The sequence below is a fragment of the Pseudomonas sp. MF6747 genome, assembly GCF_963890955.1.
In the GTDB taxonomy this organism is placed as follows: Bacteria; Pseudomonadota; Gammaproteobacteria; order Pseudomonadales; family Pseudomonadaceae; genus Aquipseudomonas.
In genome coordinates, this window is record NZ_CAWPSZ010000001.1 from 173,958 (window position 1) to 193,028 (window position 19,071).

Consider the following 19,071-nt stretch of genomic DNA (forward strand, 5'->3'; position numbering starts at 1 on the left):
GTTTTTTCGATGACGGGACGAAGACTAGCCGCCATGACTACCCACAACAAGTTCATGTACAGCCCGAAATCTTGCAGGAAAAATCCGAAGACTGACCCATCACAAAGCCATCATCACCTTGACCGCTCCAAGGCCCTCCAGCGCATAGCTGTGGTACTCATAGACCTTCCCCTGAATGATCAGGTGCAGCGCACCGCCCTCATCACTCACTTGAACATCGGGCTCTTTGGTTTTCAGAAAAGGATGTGCAGACACTAATGCGGTGAGTATTTCCTGATCACTCCCCAAGTCCTCATGGACGTAGTACCTGTAGGAAAATCCTACCGTCGCACCGCCCTGGCCGTCTCGCGCACCGTATATAGAGGTGCCGTTGCCCAATGAATGCTTCAACACCACTTCATCCAGATCCGGAGTTCCGGACGACAGGATCCAACTGCCACCGATATAGATCAGGCAGACCACAAGCAGGCAATTACGCAGAAACGGTATGAGGCGCTTAGTGGCCTTGCGAAATTGCATATTCAATACCTTTTCTTATCCAATATTGGTCCCGTGGGTCATCACCAAAAGGCTCACCGCCCCACCATGTTCCAAAATCCGGAAGGGTGGTTTTTGCGGCGGTTTGAGCCACACCGGCGGCTCGCAGCAATACATTCTCGGGAATGCCCAACACCGTGCCTGTGGCACCGTAATTGAAGTTACCAAAAGCCTCATACTCGCGCCCTCGCCTCTTGTAGTTCCATGGGCCAGCAGCCCTGACCTGAGAATAAAACCAGGAATAGGCGAATGCCGAGCCCGGTTTGAGATGAGTACGTTTGCATCGAGATATCGCAATGTTTTCAAAAATTGAAACACCGGGCGGCATTAACGGTACGGCCATTTGCAGATCCTTGCAGGCAGTGAGGAGCGCAGAAGCTAGCCACTCCACTCAGGCCTGAAAACCCGCTTAATCCAAATGCAGAACTCGCCTACAGCAACTCCATCCCATTCCGACATGTGAGCGATCAACCCTCATCATTAGCAGATCCGAAATGGCGATAAGGTACGATCATCAACGACAATTTTTTGTCACGAAAACCCTAACGTTTGATTGAATTTGATAACACATCCACTGTTCGCGCCGAAAACGATAAAAAGCATAAGAGGTGACTGAGCGGTTTGCGCGATCGAGCACAATTCAGTGTGGGAGCTGGCTTGCCTGCGATAGCGGTGGGTCAGTTGTTGATGCAGTGACTGACACTCCGCCATGGCAGGCAAGCCAGCTCCCACAGTGGATCTTCACAAGGATTACGCTCAGGCGAGGCCGGACTCGACCAACAACGCTTCAAGCCCCATCAAATCCGGCACTTTCGCCACATGCTCGCCCACCTGCACCGCCGCCAGTTCCAGCGGGCACAGCGGCACGTCGACATAACTCAGCTGACTATCCAACTTGTACGAGCGCGGAATCCCCTGAATCACCATCGCAATAAACTTCAACGTCGGCCGCCCGCCCAGCGCATTCAGTACCACAATCCGCGAGCGCTCACCGGTCACGCTGGCTTCACCGCACACGGCTTCAAAGCTGATCAGCGGCAATTGCCGATCGCGCCATGTCACTTGCCGCAGGTACCACGGCGGTGCATCGCTGGCGGGTTCGCCGCGCTGGAAGTCGATCAGTTCGGCGATGGCGACGTTGGGCAGCACCAGGTGGCGGTCGGCCAGGGGCAGCAGCAGGCCGGTGAGTTGGCTGGTGCGATGGTCAAGCATGGGACTTGCTCCAGTAGGCGATGCTTTCCAGCAGCACCGACTCTTGGTACGGCTTGCCGAGGTAGTCGTTGACGCCGATGGCCATGGCGCGGTCGCGGTGCTTCTGGCCGGTGCGCGAGGTAATCATGATGATCGGCAGGCGCATCAGCCGGGGGTCGTTGCGCACCTGAATCGCCACTTCGAAGCCGTCCATGCGTGGCATTTCGATGTCGAGCAGCATCAGGTCCGGGGTGTGTTCTTCGAGCAGCGCGATGGCGTCGATGCCGTCTTTGGCGGTGAGCACGTTCATGCCGTTGCGCTCCAGCAGGCGGCTGGTGACTTTGCGCACGGTGACCGAGTCGTCCACCACCAGCACCAGCAGCGGGCGCTTTTTCAGCGGGTCGTTGAGGACCAGTGGCGCGTCCACCGACTGCGCCGGCAACGCCGGTTGGCGGGCGCGGATGTGCGCCAGCAAATCGATAATCAGCACCACGCGACCATCGCCCAGAATCGTCGCCCCGGACAACCCCTGCACCCCGGCAAACTGCGGCCCCAGGCCCTTGACCACGATCTCGCGCGTACCGGCCATGGCGTCCACGTGCACCGCCACGCGTCGCTCGTTGCATTGCACCAGCAACACCGGCACTGGCTGGTATTGGCCGAGCAGTTTCGGCCGGGCGACGGTGTGCAGCAGGTCGCCGAGGTAGAACAACTCATAGCGCTGACCAGCGTATTCATAGCGCGGCGGGTCTTGCTGATAATGCCCCGCCAGCTCGTGGGGCAGCACGCGCACCAGGCCTTCGATGGTGTTGAGCGGGATCGCATATTGGTCGTCCGCGCATTGCACCATCAGCGCGCGATTGACCGACACGGTAAACGGCAGGCGAATGCGAAAGTGCACGCCCGCACCCGGCGTCGAGTCGATGAACATCGAGCCACCGAGCTGGCGCACCTCTTCGTGCACCACGTCCATGCCCACGCCGCGCCCGGAAATCTGGGTGATTTTTTCGGCAGTGGAAAAGCCCGGCTGCAGGATGAACTGCAACACGTCGCGGTCGCTGATCTCTTGATCAGGCGCGAGCAGGCCGCGCTTGATCGCCTTGCGCCGCACCGCGTCCAGGGGCACACCGGCGCCGTCATCGCGCATGTCGAAGACGATATCGCCGCCTTCGTGGGTCAGGTCCAGGCTGATCCGGCCCTTCTCGGGTTTACCGGCCAACACGCGCGCCTCGCGGGACTCCAGGCCATGGTCGACGGCATTGCGCAGCATATGCTCCAGCGGCGCCACCATGCGTTCCAGCACGTTGCGGTCCATCTCGCCTTCGGCATTGCCGACCACAAATTCAACGTCCTTGCCCAACTCCTCCGCCACCTGGCGCACGATGCGCTTGAGGCGCGGCAGCATGCGCTCAAACGGCACCATGCGCGTACGCATCAGGCCTTCCTGCAACTCGGTGTTGATGCGCGCCTGTTGCTGCAACAGGTTGTGCGCATCCCCGTTGCGGCGGTCGAGGGTTTCCTTGAGGTCCAGCAGGTCGGAGGCCGATTCGGACAGCGCGCGCGACAACTGCTGCAGTTGCGAATGACGGTCCATTTCCAGCGGGTCGAATTCTTCATAACCCAAGCGCTCGGCCTCGGCCTGCTGACGACTGAGAATGCGGCCCTGGGTTTCGGTGTCGAGGCGGCGCAGTTGGTCACGCATGCGCTCGATGGTGGTTTCGACTTCGTTGAGCGCGATACGCGCGTCGTTGACTTGCTGCTCGATACGGCCACGGAAGATCGAGGTTTCACCGGCCAGGTTGACCAGATCATCGAGCAAGTCGGCGGAAATTTTCACCATGTCGGCGCCGGGGTCCACCGCCGCGTCGGCCTTGCCGGCCGGCAAGGCTACGGGCGCCAGCGGCTCATCACCGGGGTGCACCAGGCTTCTGATGCGCTCGATGAGTTTATCCACCGACCCCACCGGCAAACCGCCCGCCACCGCGTCGATCATCTGCGCCAGGCGGTCATGGCAGCCTTGCAGCAAGGCGAACAGTTCCGGCGACGGCGCGAGCAAACCGGCAGACAAGCCTTCGTAGAGAAACTCCAGTTCATGGGCCAAATCGCCAATCGGCCCGATTTCGACCATGCGCGCGCCGCCCTTGAGGGTGTGCAAGTCGCGCAGCAAGGTTTCCACCTCCTGGCGATTGCTCGGCTCGGCCTGCCAACGCAGCAATGCGCTGCTTGAACTGTCGAGAATGTCGGCGGCTTCTTCGAGGAAGATATCCAGCAACTCGGGATCAGCCGCTGCGGTTTCAGGTTCTGTGGGCGCAGTCGCGGGCGCGTTGTTCTGGCGCAACGCGCGCAACTGAGCGATCAAGTCACTGGAGTCGCTCAGGGGTTGGTGGTCTTGCAATTGATCGAGCTGCAAGGCCAGCCGCTCATGGCTGGCCATCAATACTTGGGACAGTTCGGTCGAGTAACTGTAGCGGCGGTCCACCAGGCCTTCGTACAGGCATTCCAGCTCATGGGCGAGGTCGCCAATCGGGCCGATTTCGGCCATGCGCGCGCCGCCCTTGAGGGTGTGCAGGTCACGCTGCAACGACGACAACGGCGCCGCGCTGTCCGGCTCCAGCAGCCAGCGTTTAAGCGACTGCCCGGCACTGTCGAGGATGTCCACTGCCTCTTCCAGGAAAATCTCGACGATCTCGTCGTCCATCGCCGTGTCCTGGCCCAACCGGGCCGTGGCGGCGCCCAGTTCGGAAATGCTCGGGGCGCGCCCGCCGTCGCTTTTGATCAGGCCGGTGGCGGACGGGTCGAGGGCTTCATCCAGCAATTCGCGCAGGGCGTCTACCCGCGCCGGCGCCGGGTTGATTTCCTGGCCGGCCGCCAGTTGGTCGAGCATGTTGATCAGCGCTTCATGGGCCTGTTCGGCCTCATGGAAAAACCGTTCGCTGACCGCCAGGCTGCTCTCTTCCACAGCGCCATAGAGGTCGAGCAAGGCTTCGCAGAGTTCGTCGATGGCGTGCAGGTCGGCGATGTGCGCGCCCTCGCCCAGGGTGGTCAATTCGTCCAGCAGCGCGGTCAGCTCCTGGCGTTCGCCGGGGTGTTGCTGCCAGCGGCGCAGCAGGCTTTCGGCGTCCAGCAGGATGTCCATGCCCTGGGCCAGGAAGTTGCTGATCAGTTGCGGGTCGCGCTTGATGCGCAGCCCGGTGTTGGGCGCGTCGAGCAAGGCTTGCAGTTGTTGGTCGAGCAGGCTTTGCGTGCGGCTGATCAAATCCGGCGCGCCCTTGATCGGCACCAGCGGATCACTGTCCAGCTGACGCAACCCGCGCTGGAACAGGCCTTCGGCTTCCAGCAGCAGTTCCACTTCATCCAGGTCCAGCGGCAGGCGGTGGGCCTTGTATTCGCGGGTCAGGTGATCGAGCGGTCGCGCCAGTTCAGCCATCGGCAACACGCCAGCCATGTAGGCGCTGCCCTTGAGGGTGTGCAGGGCACGTTGCAGTTCATCGCTGACTTGCAGCGGCACATGCTCGGCGGCCTGTTGCAGAAAGTGGTTGAGGCTTTCCAGGTGGCTTTGGGCTTCGTTGCGAAAGATCTCCAGCAACATCGGGTCATGGGGCTCTGCGACCGGTTGAGTGCCGCTGGCCAAGGCGTGGGCACGGGCCGCCAGGGCGTCGACTTCGTCGCGCTGGCGTTGGTCGTCGGCCGCAAAGTCGGCGATCAGCTCCGGCAGCAAGGCCACGGCTTCATCCAGCACGTGTTGCACCTCGGCGTCGAGCGCCACGCTGCGTTCGAGCACGCGGTTAAGCAGGTTTTCCACCGCCCAGGCCAGCTCGGCCAGTACCAGGGCGCGGACCATCCGGCCGCTGCCTTTGAGCGTGTGGAAGGCACGCCGCATCTCGCTTTGGGCGGTTTTATCCGCGCTGTTGGGCAAGTAGCGATGCAACACGTCGAGGACTTCGTCGGTTTCTTCGAGGAAGACTTCGCGCAGCTCATCGTCGATGGAGGCCTCACCGGCCGGCGGCGGCAGCAGGCTGCCGGGGCGGTGCTGGGCGGGTGGGTTCAGGCGCGACGTGGGGCTGGCCAATGCATCGAACTGGGACTGGCTCGGCGCGCTCTCGCTCGACAATGCCCCATCCGGCGCGACCAGCGCTTGGCGCCAAGGCTTTTCGACCGGCAGGTAGCCGAGTGCAGCCAGGCCTTGGGTGGCCAGCTCCAGCACGCGTTCGCCGGCGGCGTCGGGGTCCTGGAGCATGCGTTCCAGGTAGTATTCGAGGCTGCTGACCACGTCGGCGAAATGCGCCAGCTGCGCTTCGGGCGGCGGCGCAGCGCTGGTCATCAACTGTTCATCGACATAGTGGGTGCAACCACGCATCAAGCTCGCCGCGCGTGGCAGCGGAATCATCGCCAACGCGCCGCGCACCTGGCTGAGCAGCTCGGGCAGCGACTCCAGGCGCTGGCGGTCCCAATCGGCCTCAAGGCAATCGATCACCAGCTCTTTGGCCTGACGCAAGCATTGGCAGGATTCGCGGATCACCAATTGATGAATCTGGGTCAGGTCGGTGGTAGGCAGGCGGCTTTCTTCACGGCTTTCCGGCTCGACGGTGCCCACCATGCCCGCCAGCGTGGCCTCCACGTAGAGCAAGGCGCCGGCAACATCCATCAACACCGCGTCATTGGGTTCGCGCTGGCCCTGCACCAGGCTCAGCACCACCGCAAGTTGATCGATGATGACCTTACGCGGCTGGCCAAAGCCCAGCACCGCCAAGGTGTCGGCGATCTGGCGCAGTGGCGCCAGCAAGGCATCGAGGTCGTTGGTGTGTTGGCGGTCGCTGCGCACGAACAGGTCGAGGCGCTCCTTGACCCGCACCAGCTCCTCGCACAAGGCGCCGAGCACCGAGCCCATGGCATTGCGGTCAGGTCCAGCCAAACGTGCACGCTCGGCATCGACCACCGCGCTGTCGGGCAAGGCTTCATCCAGCCCGTAACGTTCCTTGAGGCTTTGCATGCGCGGCGTCGGCCGGGTGACCTTGGCCACGTAGAACAACAGGCTTTTAAGCAGCTCATCCGGCGCTGGCTGGTTGATGCCGCCGATGCCCTGGGCCAGCAGGCGCTTGAGTTGCTTGTCGCTGGCCATGAGCAGGCTGCGCAGCGCCGGGCTGTTGGCGATCACGCCGGTGAGCATGCCTTCGACCAGCGCCGAGGTGACTTGCCACAATGGCAGCAATGGCGCGCCCTGGCACAGCGCTTCGAGGCGCGCGAACACCCGCGCCATGTCTTCCAGGTTGCTGGGGCCGTGGTCTTCACGCAACAGCCCGGCCAGGGCCTGTTGCAGCAATTGATGCCACTGACGCAGTTGCTCGTGAAGGTCCGGCAGCATGCGCTGGGCCAAGGCCTCGTCGGGCAACGGCGCAATCGACAACAGTTGCGGGCTGAACAGGCTGGTCTCCGACAGCAGGCTTTCACCGCGCGCACTGCGCAGGTCGTTGAGCAGCGGCAACACCACCAATGGCAGGTCGCGGCGGGCGCTGTGCACGCGGTCGAGGTACAGCGGCAGTTGGCCGAGGGCCTGTTGAAGCAGGCGGATGCTTTCATCGCGCTGGCTGACGCGCTCGGCCTGCAGGGCCAGGGCCAGTGCTTCGATCTCTTCGGCCAGCAGCGCCGCGCCGTAGAACTCGACCATTTGCAGCGCGCCATGCACTTGGTGGATGCCGGCCAGGCACTCGGCAATGGCGTCGCTGTCGCGGGTTTCGACAAACGTGTCCAGCGCCGAACGGGCCTGTTTCAGGGTTTCGGCAATGTCGCCCTTGACCCATTCGAGGGCCACGTAGTCGTGCCGATCAACCATAACTGCTCCGCTTAGAATTCGTGAATTGCGTGTGTTGCCAAGATCTCAAATCAAAAGGAGATCCAATGTGGGAGCGGGCTTGCTCGCGAAAGCGGTGGGCCAGCTAATAGATCAGCTGACTGATACACCGCATTCGCGAGCAAGCCCGCTCCCACAGTTGGATAGCATTTCAATCGTCCACCTGCTTGGCGGCTGGCAACGTGAAACCTGACACCGACCGGCGCAACTGGCTGGCCATTTTTGCCAGGTTGCCGATGCTCTCCGCCGTGGCGGTCGAGCCCGATGACGTCTGCGTGGTGATCTGCTGGATCACGTTCATCGTCAGGGAAATCTGCCCCGCCGACGAGGTCTGTTGCTGCGCCGCGTTGGAAATACTCTGGATCAACGCTGCCAGGGTTTTCGACACGCCTTCGATCTCTTCCAGCGCCACCCCGGCGTCTTGCGCCAGCCGCGCGCCACGCACCACTTCGGTGGTGGTCTGTTCCATGGAAATAACCGCTTCGTTGGTGTCGGTCTGGATCGCCCGCACCAGGGTTTCAATTTGGCGGGTGGCGGCGGACGAGCGCTCGGCCAACCGCTGAACTTCGTCGGCCACCACGGCAAACCCGCGCCCGGCATCACCGGCCATGCTCGCCTGAATCGCGGCGTTGAGGGCAAGGATGTTGGTCTGATCGGCAATGTCGTCGATCAGGCTGACGATGTCGCCAATCTCCTGGGACGACTCGCCCAGGCGTTTGATGCGCTTGGCGGTGTCCTGAATCTGCTCGCGAATGTTGTCCATGCCGTGGATGGTGTTGTGCACCACCTCATTGCCCTTGTTGGCGATTTCCACCGAGCGCTCCGCCACCGCCGAAGACTCGGCGGCGTTGGCCGACACCTGGTCGATGGATTGGGCCATCTGGTTGATCGCGGTAGAAGCCTCGGCGATTTGCTGGGCCTGATGCTCCGAGGCCTGGGCCAGGTGCATGGCGGTGGCCTGGGTTTCCTGCACCGCGCCGGCCACTTGCCCGGCCGTGAGGTTGATGGTCGCCACCAGATCGCGCAGCTGGTCCACGGAATAATTGATGGAGTCGGCGATGGTGCCGGTGAAGTCTTCGGTGACCGAGGCGGTCACCGTCAGGTCACCATCGGCCAGGTCTTCGATTTCATCGAGCAGGCGCATGATCGCGTTCTGGTTGCGCTCGTTTTTCTCAGCGGTTTCATGCAGCTGGCGGTTGGTCTCGCGCACCATCACCAGGCCGATCAGAATGATCGAGGTCAGCGCCAGCAAGCCCAATACGTAGCCGCCGATGGTGTCGAAGCTGCGCCCGCTGGCGAGGTTTTCAAACCCGGTGGCCAGGTGCGAGGCTTCATCGAGCAGGGTTTGCGACAGGTTGAAAATATTGCTCGCCGAGGCGCGTACCTGGAACAGCTGCGGCGAGGTTTCAAGAATTTCATCCACGGAGCCGGAGACAAATTCAAACAGCTCGGCGATTTCCGCCAGCCGTGCACGGGCGTCGTGGTCTTCAACCTGAGCAATGCGCAGGCCGGCGTTGCCCTGGAGCATGCCGTTAAGCACTTGGCCAAAACGGTTGGCGTCGCGGCCAAAGGCATCGGCGGCCTGCACCGAGGTTTCGTCGCCGGCCAACACGGTATTGACTGCGCCGAGGATGCGTTCGGCCAGTAATGATTGGCGCTGGGCCAACACCACCTGGCTGGCCGGGGCGCCGCGTTGCAGCAGAATGTCGACGACCTTTTCCGATTCCATCTGCAATTGCGGCACGGTTTCGGCAAGGGTCGCGGCCACTTGGTGCAACGACAACACGGTCTGTTCGCTGGCGAGAATCGCGTCGGTGTTTTTCAGCAGCGCTTCCCAGTCGGTCTGCACCGCGCGCATTTCGGCGCGTACCGCGTTGGGTGCAGCCGGCAGGCCGGTCTCGGTGTCGCCTTTTTTCAGATAGCCCCAGCGCTGGGCGAAGTCGTTGCGTGCATCGCCCAGCAGCTTGAACGCGGCCGCCTTGCCGGCGGCGGCTTCGGTGGCGTTCTTGGCGATGCGCTGCGACAGCACGCGCAGCTCACCGGCGTGGCCGATGTACTGTTTGTCGTACGTGGACTGGGTATTGAGGTACGCGAAGTTGGCGAACAACAGCATGATGAACACGATCAGCGCGATAAACAGCACGATGATCTGCGAACGGCTGCGCGATGCGGCTTGCGGTTTGGGCGTGGTAGCGGTGGTCATGCGGCGACATCCATGAAGCCTGGGGCCTGGGCCAAAGCGAAGGGGCTGAAGACCTGCCACAGCTGGTCACTGTCGAACTGGCCCTGGATAAACGGCGCGGTGGGCGCGGTGCTCGCCAACAGTGCGTCTTGTGCGAAATGCTGCATGCCCACCACCTCGTCCACCAGCAGCCCGACAAACAAGTCGTTGAATTCCACCACCAGCACCCGCCGTTGCTTGCGGGCCCTGGACAGCCCGAGGTCGAGGAACCCGCCCAGGTCCATCACCGGCAGTAAACGCCCACGCAGGTTGGCCACGCCTTTGACCCAGGGCTTGACGCCGGGCATCAAGGTGCAGCGCGGTTCATGCAACACCTCGGCGACTTCGCCCATCGGCGCCACGTACCAATACGGCCCCAGGCGAAAACCGATCCCGCTCCAACGTTGCAGGCGGGTTTCCTGGGACGGCAGGTCGGCGGCCAGCAGGCGGCAGCGGCGGTCGATGTCCAGCAGCAGCTCGAAGGCGGTTTGTGACTCGGTCATGATGGCGTGCCGTCAGCCGGCCAACACCTTGTTCAGGGTGGCGATCAGAGTGTCTTCGTCCACGGGTTTGGTCAGGTAATCCTTGGCGCCCTGGCGTGCGCCCCAGATCTTGTCGGTTTCCTGATCCTTGGTGGTGATGATGATGATCGGGATGCCGTTGGTTTCCGGCTCCTTGGACAGCTGGCGGGTGGCCTGAAAGCCATTGAGGCCCGGCATCACGATGTCCATCAGCACGGCGTCGGGCTTTTCCTGACGGGCCAGGGCCACGCCGTCTGCGCCGTTTTCGGCTTTGAGGACCTGGTGGCCGTGCTTTTCCAGCATGCCGGTCAGTTTGTACATTTCGGTCGGCGAATCGTCGACGATCAGAACACGTGCCATGGTTTTCCCCACTACATTGGTGGACGCCGGCCCTTGTGAGGCGGTGTCAGTGTGCTTGTTCTACTGCGGCGAAGCCGGGCACGTAGGCCTTGATCGCGCTCAGCAGTTCTTCCTTGCTGAAAGGCTTGGTCAAAAACTGATCGACACCCACGATGCGCCCCTTGGCCTTGTCGAACAGGCCGTCCTTGGAGGACAACATGATCACCGGAATCGACTTGAACGCCGGGTTGTTCTTCACCAGCGCGCAGGTTTGATAGCCATCCAGGCGCGGCATCATGATGTCGACAAAGATAATGTGCGGGTGATGATCAACAATCCGGGCCAGTGCATCGAAACCGTCGATGGCCGTGATGACTTCGCACTCCACGTTCTTCAACAGGGTCTCGGCGGTGCGGCGGATCGTTTTCGAATCGTCGATCACCATCACTCTCAAGGCGTTGGAATGCTGTTCCATATCTGCTCTACCATCGCCACAGCGAATCGGTTTTCGGTGTGTACTGTCTGATGTTGCACAGGATGAGCGCTGCAAGCCTTGGAATTCAAGGGCTGCTGCACCGTGGGAGTCTTTTTAGCACAGTCTCCGGGCGCAATCTATCGAGCAACCGGCCAGGTGGTTTTTCCTTGACCCACAACAGCCGCAGCGCCACTCTGACGCCACTTTTATGCGCCCTAATTTGCTAGAGGAAATCCCCCATGAGCGTTCGCGTCGGCATTGTCATGGACCCTATTGCCAGCATTTCCTATAAAAAGGACAGTTCGCTGGCCATGCTCCTGGCCGCCCAGGCCCGCGGCTGGACGCTGTTCTATATGGAGCAGCCGGACCTTTACCAGGGCGACGGCGAGGCCCGCGCACGCATGCGCCCGCTGCAGGTGTTTGCCAACCCTGAAAAGTGGTTCGAGCTTGCGGATGAAATCGACAGCCCCTTGAGCGATCTGGACGTGATCCTGATGCGCAAGGACCCGCCGTTCGACATGGAATTCGTCTACTCCACTTACTTGCTGGAACAGGCCGAGCGGGCTGGCGTGCTGATCGTCAACAAACCGCAAAGTCTGCGCGACTGCAATGAAAAGCTGTTCGCCACCCTGTTCCCACAGTGCACGCCGCCTACCGTAGTGAGCCGCCGCGCCGACGTGTTGCGTGAATTCGCCGCCAAGCACGGCGACGTGATCCTCAAGCCGCTGGACGGCATGGGCGGCACGTCGATCTTCCGCCACCGTGCCGGCGACCCTAACCTGTCGGTGATCCTGGAAACCCTGACCGCGCTGGGCACCCAGCAGATCATGGGCCAGGCTTACATTCCGGCGATCAAGGACGGCGACAAACGCATCCTGATGATCGACGGCGAGCCGGTGGATTATTGCTTGGCGCGCATCCCGGCCGCAGGCGAAACCCGTGGCAACCTGGCAGCTGGCGGTCGCGGTGAAGCGCGACCACTGTCGGACAAAGACCGTTGGATCGCTTCCCAAGTAGGCCCAACCCTGCGCGAAAAAGGCCTGCTGTTCGTAGGACTGGACGTAATTGGTGAGAATCTCACCGAAATCAACGTCACCAGCCCGACCTGCATTCGCGAGATCGACAACGCATTTGGCACGAACATCGGCGAAATGTTGATGGCAGCCATCGAGCGCAAGCTGCAAGCCAAGTGACATAGAACAGCCGGACACACACCAACATTGCGTTATCATGCGGCACCTGTGAAACGCGCGATGTTGGTTTTTTTGTCATGACGCTCCCGCCCGATCTGCCCCCCGAACTCTCCCACAGCGGCGTGCGCCCGGCTGATCGGCTCGGATTTACCCTGTTTCTGGCAGCGCTGATCCACCTCGCCTTGTTACTCGGCCTGGGTTTCACCTTTGCCGAGCCCAAGCAGATCACCAAAACCCTGGAAATCACCCTCGCCACGTTCAAGAGCGAAAAAAAGCCCGAAAAGGCTGACTTTCTCGCCCAGGACAATCAGCAAGGCAGCGGCACGCTCGACAAAAAGGCCGTGCCCAAGACCACCGAAGTGGCGCCGTTCCAGGACAACAAGGTGAATAAAGTCACCCCGCCGCCGACGCCCAAGCCTGAGGTCAAGCAGGCCGCGCCCAAGGCCGCCGTGACCACTGTTGCGCCGAAACCGCAAAAAGCCCCGACCCAGCGCGAGAAAACCAAGACCGAGCCGCAGCCCGAGCCGGTCAAGCCGGCGCCGACCTTCGACAGCTCACAGCTCTCCGACCAGATCTCCAGCCTCGAAGCCGAACTGGCCAACGAACAACAGTTGTACGCCAAGCGCCCGCGCATCTATCGCCTGAACGCCGCCTCGACCATGCGCGACAAAGGCGCCTGGTATAAGGACGAATGGCGCAAGAAGGTCGAACGCATCGGCAACCTCAACTACCCGGACGAAGCCCGGCGCCAGCAGATCTATGGCAATTTGCGCTTACTGGTGTCGATCAACCGCGACGGTTCGTTATATGAAGTGCAGGTGCTGGAGTCGTCCGGCCAACCGTTGCTGGACCAGGCGGCCCAGCGCATCGTGCGCCTGGCCGCGCCTTTCGCGCCGTTTACCGGCGACTTGAACGACATAGACCGCCTGGAAATCATCCGCACCTGGAAGTTTGCCCGGGGTGATCGGCTTTCCAGTAACTGATCGTTCCTACACCCTGCCAAAGGCTGCAGGCCCGTGTGGCGAGCGGGGCTGTCGTGGCGAGCGGGCTTGCCCCGCGCTGGGCTGCGAAGCGGCCCCCAACAGGGCCACCGCGCGCTGCCTGAAAGACCACAGCGCCAGATTTCAAGGCTGCTTCGCGCCCCAACGCGAGGCAAGCCCGCTCGCCACAACAGCTCGCTCGTCACGACAAGTCCACCCGCCACGGCAAGCCCGCTTACCACAATTAGCGTCCGCCGCAGCTTGTCAGTTCGCCCCTCCGACGCCACACTAGCGGACATGAAAAATGTCAGCCCGACCTACCTCAAGCACCAATTCCTGATCGCCATGCCGCATATGGCCGACCCGAACTTTGCGCAAACCTTGACCTACATCGTCGAGCATACGGCCAATGGTGCCATGGGGTTGGTGGTGAACCGCCCGCAAGAGCTGAACCTGGCCGACATTCTTGAGCAACTGCGCCCCGAGATCGACCCACCGGCGCGCTGCCAAAACGTACCGATCTACATCGGCGGGCCGGTGCAGACCGACCGCGGTTTTGTGCTGCACCCCACCGGGCCAAAGTTCCAGGCCACGGTCGACCTCGAAGGTGTGTCGTTGTCCACGTCCCAGGACGTGTTGTTCGCCATCGCCGACGGCGTGGGGCCTGAGCAAAGCGTGATCACCCTCGGCTACGCCGGCTGGGAAGCCGGGCAACTGGAAGCCGAACTGGCCAGCAATGCCTGGCTGACTTGCCCGTTTGACGCCGACATTCTATTCAACACCGCCAGCGAGCTGCGCCTGGAAGCGGCGGCAGCCAAGTTGCGGGTCAACCTCAACCTGCTGACCAGCCAGGCGGGGCACGCCTGATGGCCTTGCGCTTGATCCTCGGTTTTGACTACGGCACCAAACAGATCGGCGTAGCGGTCGGCCAGGTGATTACCGGCCAGGCCCGCGAGTTGTGCACCTTGAAGGCCCAGAACGGCGTGCCGGACTGGAACCAGGTCGAGGCCCTGATCAAGGAGTGGAAACCCGACGCCGTCGTGGTCGGCCTGCCCTTGAACATGGACGGCACCCCCAGCGACATGTGCCTGCGCGCCGAAAAGTTCGCCCGCCGCCTCAATGGCCGCTACAACCTGCCCTTCTATACCCACGACGAGCGCCTGACCACCTTTGAAGCCAAGGGTGAGCGCCGTGACCGTGGCGGGCAGAAAGGCAGCTACCGCGACAACCCGGTGGACGCCATCGCGGCCGCCCTGCTGTTGCAGGGTTGGCTGGATGAAAACACCGCTTTATTTGAATCCTGACTGACGCGGCTTGCCGCGTCTTTTTACGTTTGAGCCCGGACCTTGCCTGCGCGAGGCCTTGAAGGAGCCACCATGAGCCTGCCCAATCCCGCCGACCTGATCAGCCAGATGGCGATTCGCCTCAAGGCGCACTTGCAACACCGTGCCATCAGCGAACCGCGCTTCATCGGCATTCGCACCGGTGGTGTGTGGGTGGCCCAAGCGTTGCTGAAAGAGCTGGGCAGTGATTCGCCGCTGGGCACGCTGGACGTGTCTTTCTACCGCGACGACTTCAGCCAGAACGGCCTGCACCCGCAGGTGCGCCCTTCGGCCCTGCCGTTCGAGATCGAAGGCCAGCACCTGGTGCTGATCGACGACGTGCTGATGAGCGGCCGCACCATCCGCGCCGCCATGAACGAGTTGTTCGATTACGGCCGCCCGGCCAGCGTGACGCTGGTGTGCCTGCTCGACCTGGACGCTGGCGAATTGCCGATCAGCCCGGATGTGGTCGGTGCCACCCTGTCCCTGGAGGCCCACCAGCGGGTAAAATTGTCCGGTCCCACGCCGCTCGAACTCGAACTGCAAGACCTTGCCCTTTAAACCGCCTTGTACAGAGTCCCCGCGATGACGCCTCTAGATGCCAAGCGCCCGCTGCAGCTCAATGCTCAGGGCCAGTTGCAACACTTCTTGTCCCTCGACGGTTTGCCCCGCGAACTGCTGACTGAAATCCTCGACACCGCCGACTCGTTCCTCGAAGTCGGTGGCCGCGCGGTGAAGAAGGTCCCGCTGCTGCGCGGCAAGACCATCTGCAATGTGTTCTTCGAGAACTCCACCCGCACCCGCACCACCTTTGAACTGGCGGCCCAGCGACTGTCGGCCGACGTGATCACACTGAACGTGTCGACCTCGTCGGCGAGCAAGGGCGAGACCCTGCTCGATACCCTGCGCAACCTCGAAGCCATGGCCGCCGACATGTTCGTGGTGCGCCACGGCGACTCCGGCGCCGCACACTTCATCGCCGAGCATGTGTGCCCGAACGTGGCAATCATCAACGGCGGCGACGGCCGTCACGCGCACCCAACCCAAGGCATGCTCGACATGCTGACGATCCGTCGGCACAAGGGCGGTTTTGAAAACCTCTCGGTGGCCATCGTCGGCGACATCCTGCACTCGCGGGTCGCGCGCTCGAACATGCTGGCTCTCAAAGCCCTGGGTTGCCCGGACATCCGCGTGATCGCGCCGAAAACCCTGCTGCCGATTGGTATCGAGCAGTACGGCGTCAAGGTCTACACCGACATGACCCCAGGCCTCAAGGACGTAGACGTGGTGATCATGCTGCGCCTGCAACGCGAGCGCATGGCCGGTGGCCTGCTGCCGAGCGAAGGTGAGTTCTACCGCCTGTTCGGCCTGACCACCGCGCGGCTGGCCGGCGCCAAGCCGGATGCCATCGTGATGCACCCAGGGCCGATCAACCGTGGGGTTGAGATTGAGTCGGCGGTGGCCGACGGCAGCCAATCGGTGATCCTCAATCAAGTCACCTACGGCATCGCCGTGCGCATGGCGGTGTTGTCCATGGCCATGAGCGGGCAAACCGCGCAACGTCAATTCGAGCAGGAGAACGCCCAGTGAAGCTCAGCATTCTCGGCGCCCGAGTCATCGATCCGGCCAGCGGCCTGGATCAAGTTACCGATCTTCACCTGGAAGCCGGCAAGATCCTCGCCATTGGCGCTGCGCCTGCGGGATTCAACGCCAGCGAGACGATCGACGCCAAAGGCCTGGTGGCCGCGCCTGGTTTGGTCGACCTGAACGTCGCCCTGCGCGAACCGGGTTACAGCCGCAAGGGCACCATCGCCAGTGAAACCCGCGCCGCCGCTGCCGGTGGCGTCACCAGCCTGTGCTGCCCGCCGCACACCAAGCCAATCCTGGACACCTCGGCGGTGACCGAGCTGATCCTGGACCGCGCCCGCGAAGCCGGCAATTGCAAAGTGTTCCCCATTGGCGCGCTGAGCAAAGGCCTGGAAGGCGAACAACTCGCCGAGCTGATCGCCCTGCGCGACGCCGGTTGCGTGGCATTCGGCAACGGGCTGGAAAGTTTTCGCAGCACGCGCACGCTGTGCCGCGCCCTGGAATACGCGGCCACCTTCGACCTGACGGTGATCTTCCACTCCCAGGACCGCGACCTGGCCGAAGGCGGCCTGGCCCATGAAGGCGCCGTCGCCAGTTTCCTCGGCCTGCCGGGCATCCCGGAAACCGCTGAAACCGTGGCCCTGGCCCGTGATCTGCTGCTGGTGGAGCAAAGTGGCGTGCGTGCGCACTTCAGCCAGTTGACCAGCGCGCGCGGCGTGGCCCTGATCGCCCAGGCACAAGCGCGCGGCCTGCCGGTGACGGCGGACGTGGCGTTGTACCAGCTGATTTTGACCGATGAAGCGCTGATCGATTTCTCCAGCCTTTACCACGTGCAGCCACCCCTGCGCACGCTGGCCGACCGTGACGGTTTGCGCGCGGCCGTGAAGTCGGGTGTGGTGTCGGCAATCTCCAGCCACCACCAACCCCACGAGCGTGATGCCAAGCTGGCGCCGTTTGGCGCGACCGAGCCGGGCATCAGCAGTGTCGAACTGCTGCTGCCGCTGGCGATGACCCTGGTGCAAGACGGTCTGCTCGACCTGCCAACGCTGTTGGCGCGCCTGAGTGCCGGCCCGGCTGAGGCCTTGCGGCTACCGGCGGGCAAGGTGGCGGTGGGTTCGGCGGCGGACCTGGTGCTGTTTGATCCGACCAGCTCCACGGTTGCCGGGGAACACTGGCTGTCCAAGGGTGAAAACTGCCCGTTCATCGGCCATAGCCTGCCGGCGACGGTGCGGTACACCTTGGTGGATGGGCGGATCAGCTACCAGGCCTGATAGATCGCAAAATCTAAAGTGGCCACCGTCGGAGCGGGCTTGCCTGCGATGCAGGCACCTCGGTCTTTCAGCCAAACCGAGGTGATGCTATCGCGGGCAAGCCCGGCTCCCACATTGCCCGTGCTCGCATTGAATGTATGCGCGCTTATCGGCCGTTGTTGCGCTCGGCATTGCGGATCGAAACCTGCGTATTCAGCGTCCAGAAGTCATACAGCACGCCCACCAGGAACAAACCGCCGGTCAGCAGGTAGATCAGGCCGGTGATCCATTTGCCCTGATACATGCGGTGCAGCCCGAACACGCCCAGGAACGCCAACAGTACCCAGGCCACGTTGTATTCGATCGGCCCGGCGGTAAAACGCAGGTCTGCTTCACGGTCCATGGCGGGGATCAGGAACAAGTCGATCAGCCAGCCGATCCCGAAAAGTCCAAAGGTGAAAAACCAGATCGTCCCGGTCACCGGCTTGCCGTAATAGAAGCGGTGCGCCCCGGTAAAACCGAAAATCCACAGCAGGTAACCGATCACCTTGCTGTGGGTGTCCTGCTGCATCACATCCTGTCGATAGGTGTTCATGGAGTACCTCTTTTGCCTCGATAGATAAATTTTTTCATTTTCTTTGTGACTTTTTTACGGGCGCCCGACGCACGGCAAATGGTATCTTCCTTCCCGCAAAGCCTTATGCCACCTGACCTCTGCAGGACAATAGCGGCAATTCGTCGCGTTTTTCCTGAATTTGACCCCAGGGTTCAGTCGACAAACGGCCTTAGAACGACACAAAAAGCTGTTATAAAGTTGCGCGCAAACCAAAAAGAGCCACGCCTAATGCGACCATTTTTCAAGACATGGCTAACCATCTGCCTATTAATGCCACTGGCCGCCCACGCCACCAATCGTGAGCAACGTCTTCCTAACGTTAACGGTTTCACCCCTAAAGTTCACAGCACACCAGGCACCGCCAAGTCGGTAAAGCTGACCGTCAACCGCCCGACTCAAGTGAGCAAGGCCCACGGTAAAGCAACCGCCGGCCTGATGGCAGTCAACACCAAACAAAGCAGCAACGTCCTCAGCCGCGCGGTTAATGTGCTCGGTACTCCTTATCGTTGGGGCGGCAGCAGCCCAAGTAAAGGGTTCGACTGCAGTGGTTTGGTGAAATATGCGTTTAATGACGTCAAAGCGGTGGATTTGCCACGCACTTCCAACGCCATGGCCGCCGGTCACGGGCTGAAGGTTGATCGTAAAGACCTGAAACCGGGCGACCTGTTGTTCTTCAAGCTCAAGAGCCGCCAGGTCAATCACGTTGCCATCTACCTGGGCAACGACCGCTTCATCCACGCACCGCGTCGTGGCAAGTCGGTAAGCATCGACACACTGAAAAAGCCGTTCTGGGACAAGAACTACGTGATTGCCAAACGGGTTCTGCCGAAAGAGCAGAACAACAACCTGCGGGTTGTGCAGCGCTGATTTCAGTCTGATACGCGGTAACCAATGTGGGAGCGGGCTTGCTCGCGAATGCGTTAGATCAGTCAACCAAGCTGGTGACTGACACTGCGCATTCGCGGGCAAGCCCGCTCCCACATTTGATTTT

General features: G+C 61.9%; 17 protein-coding genes. 8 read left to right on the forward strand and 9 right to left on the reverse strand.

All coding sequences use genetic code 11. The annotated features are described in order from the left end of the window. Positions 1-99: 99 nt before the first annotated feature. The 8 genes from AACW30_RS00785 to pilG all read right to left on the reverse strand — a co-directional run bounded on the left by AACW30_RS00785 (position 100) and on the right by pilG (position 11,132). Positions 100-519, reverse strand: coding sequence for a hypothetical protein (locus AACW30_RS00785; RefSeq protein ID WP_124418656.1), 420 nt, complete (start codon positions 517-519; stop codon positions 100-102). Further along, positions 497-880: a polymorphic toxin type 44 domain-containing protein gene (locus AACW30_RS00790; RefSeq protein WP_200622190.1), complete on the reverse strand. Its 384-nt coding sequence runs from the start codon at positions 878-880 to the stop codon at positions 497-499. The genes AACW30_RS00785 and AACW30_RS00790 overlap by 23 nt, the downstream gene beginning before the upstream one ends. 413 nt (positions 881-1,293) lie before the next feature. Continuing rightward, entirely contained in the window at positions 1,294-1,749 is a 456-nt protein-coding gene (locus tag AACW30_RS00795) for a chemotaxis protein CheW (protein WP_053258465.1), read from the reverse strand. Beyond that, complete coding sequence (locus tag AACW30_RS00800) at positions 1,742-7,558, reverse strand: hybrid sensor histidine kinase/response regulator (RefSeq protein ID WP_200622200.1); 5,817 nt, start codon at positions 7,556-7,558, stop codon at positions 1,742-1,744. The genes AACW30_RS00795 and AACW30_RS00800 overlap by 8 nt, the downstream gene beginning before the upstream one ends. Before the next feature lie 169 nt (positions 7,559-7,727). Then, positions 7,728-9,779 (reverse strand): methyl-accepting chemotaxis protein, encoded by a 2,052-nt coding sequence (locus tag AACW30_RS00805; protein WP_119737461.1) that lies wholly within the window; start codon positions 9,777-9,779, stop codon positions 7,728-7,730. After that, positions 9,776-10,300 (reverse strand): chemotaxis protein CheW, encoded by a 525-nt coding sequence (locus AACW30_RS00810; RefSeq protein ID WP_119737459.1) that lies wholly within the window; start codon positions 10,298-10,300, stop codon positions 9,776-9,778. Before AACW30_RS00810 ends, AACW30_RS00805 begins: the two co-directional genes overlap by 4 nt. Positions 10,301-10,312: 12 nt before the next feature. Next, entirely contained in the window at positions 10,313-10,678 is a 366-nt protein-coding gene (gene pilH, locus AACW30_RS00815) for a twitching motility response regulator PilH (RefSeq protein ID WP_003234583.1), read from the reverse strand. A 46-nt stretch (positions 10,679-10,724) separates the two neighbouring features. After that, entirely contained in the window at positions 10,725-11,132 is a 408-nt protein-coding gene (gene pilG, locus AACW30_RS00820) for a twitching motility response regulator PilG (protein ID WP_200622211.1), read from the reverse strand. 239 nt (positions 11,133-11,371) lie between these two features. On the opposite strand from pilG, the gene gshB reads away from it, so the two are divergent. The 7 genes from gshB to AACW30_RS00855 all read left to right on the forward strand — a co-directional run bounded on the left by gshB (position 11,372) and on the right by AACW30_RS00855 (position 17,485). Further along, complete coding sequence (gshB, locus tag AACW30_RS00825) at positions 11,372-12,325, forward strand: glutathione synthase (protein ID WP_106575670.1); 954 nt, start codon at positions 11,372-11,374, stop codon at positions 12,323-12,325. Positions 12,326-12,402: 77 nt separating this feature from the next. Beyond that, complete coding sequence (locus AACW30_RS00830; RefSeq protein WP_106575671.1) at positions 12,403-13,308, forward strand: energy transducer TonB; 906 nt, start codon at positions 12,403-12,405, stop codon at positions 13,306-13,308. A gap of 294 nt (positions 13,309-13,602) precedes the next feature. After that, positions 13,603-14,172, forward strand: a complete 570-nt coding sequence (locus AACW30_RS00835; protein WP_106575672.1) for a YqgE/AlgH family protein — start codon at positions 13,603-13,605, stop codon at positions 14,170-14,172. Continuing rightward, positions 14,172-14,609 carry a Holliday junction resolvase RuvX gene (ruvX, locus tag AACW30_RS00840; protein ID WP_003195067.1) on the forward strand — a complete coding sequence of 146 codons (438 nt, stop codon included), beginning with the start codon at positions 14,172-14,174 and terminating at the stop codon, positions 14,607-14,609. The genes AACW30_RS00835 and ruvX overlap by 1 nt, the downstream gene beginning before the upstream one ends. Positions 14,610-14,681: 72 nt before the next feature. Further along, positions 14,682-15,188 carry a bifunctional pyr operon transcriptional regulator/uracil phosphoribosyltransferase PyrR gene (pyrR, locus tag AACW30_RS00845; RefSeq protein WP_119737455.1) on the forward strand — a complete coding sequence of 169 codons (507 nt, stop codon included), beginning with the start codon at positions 14,682-14,684 and terminating at the stop codon, positions 15,186-15,188. Between the two features lie 24 nt (positions 15,189-15,212). After that, a complete protein-coding gene (locus AACW30_RS00850; protein WP_200622214.1) occupies positions 15,213-16,217 on the forward strand; it encodes an aspartate carbamoyltransferase catalytic subunit in 1,005 nt (334 codons plus the stop codon). Next, positions 16,214-17,485: a dihydroorotase gene (locus AACW30_RS00855; RefSeq protein WP_106575676.1), complete on the forward strand. Its 1,272-nt coding sequence runs from the start codon at positions 16,214-16,216 to the stop codon at positions 17,483-17,485. Before AACW30_RS00850 ends, AACW30_RS00855 begins: the two co-directional genes overlap by 4 nt. A 145-nt stretch (positions 17,486-17,630) precedes the next feature. Here the strand turns inward: AACW30_RS00855 and AACW30_RS00860 are convergent, their stop codons facing one another. Then, a complete protein-coding gene (locus tag AACW30_RS00860) occupies positions 17,631-18,059 on the reverse strand; it encodes an NINE protein (RefSeq protein ID WP_119737451.1) in 429 nt (142 codons plus the stop codon). Between the two features lie 249 nt (positions 18,060-18,308). Between AACW30_RS00860 and AACW30_RS00865 the strand changes: the two genes are divergently transcribed. Further along, positions 18,309-18,947 carry a C40 family peptidase gene (locus AACW30_RS00865; RefSeq protein ID WP_106575678.1) on the forward strand — a complete coding sequence of 213 codons (639 nt, stop codon included), beginning with the start codon at positions 18,309-18,311 and terminating at the stop codon, positions 18,945-18,947. Positions 18,948-19,071 lie beyond the last annotated feature (124 nt).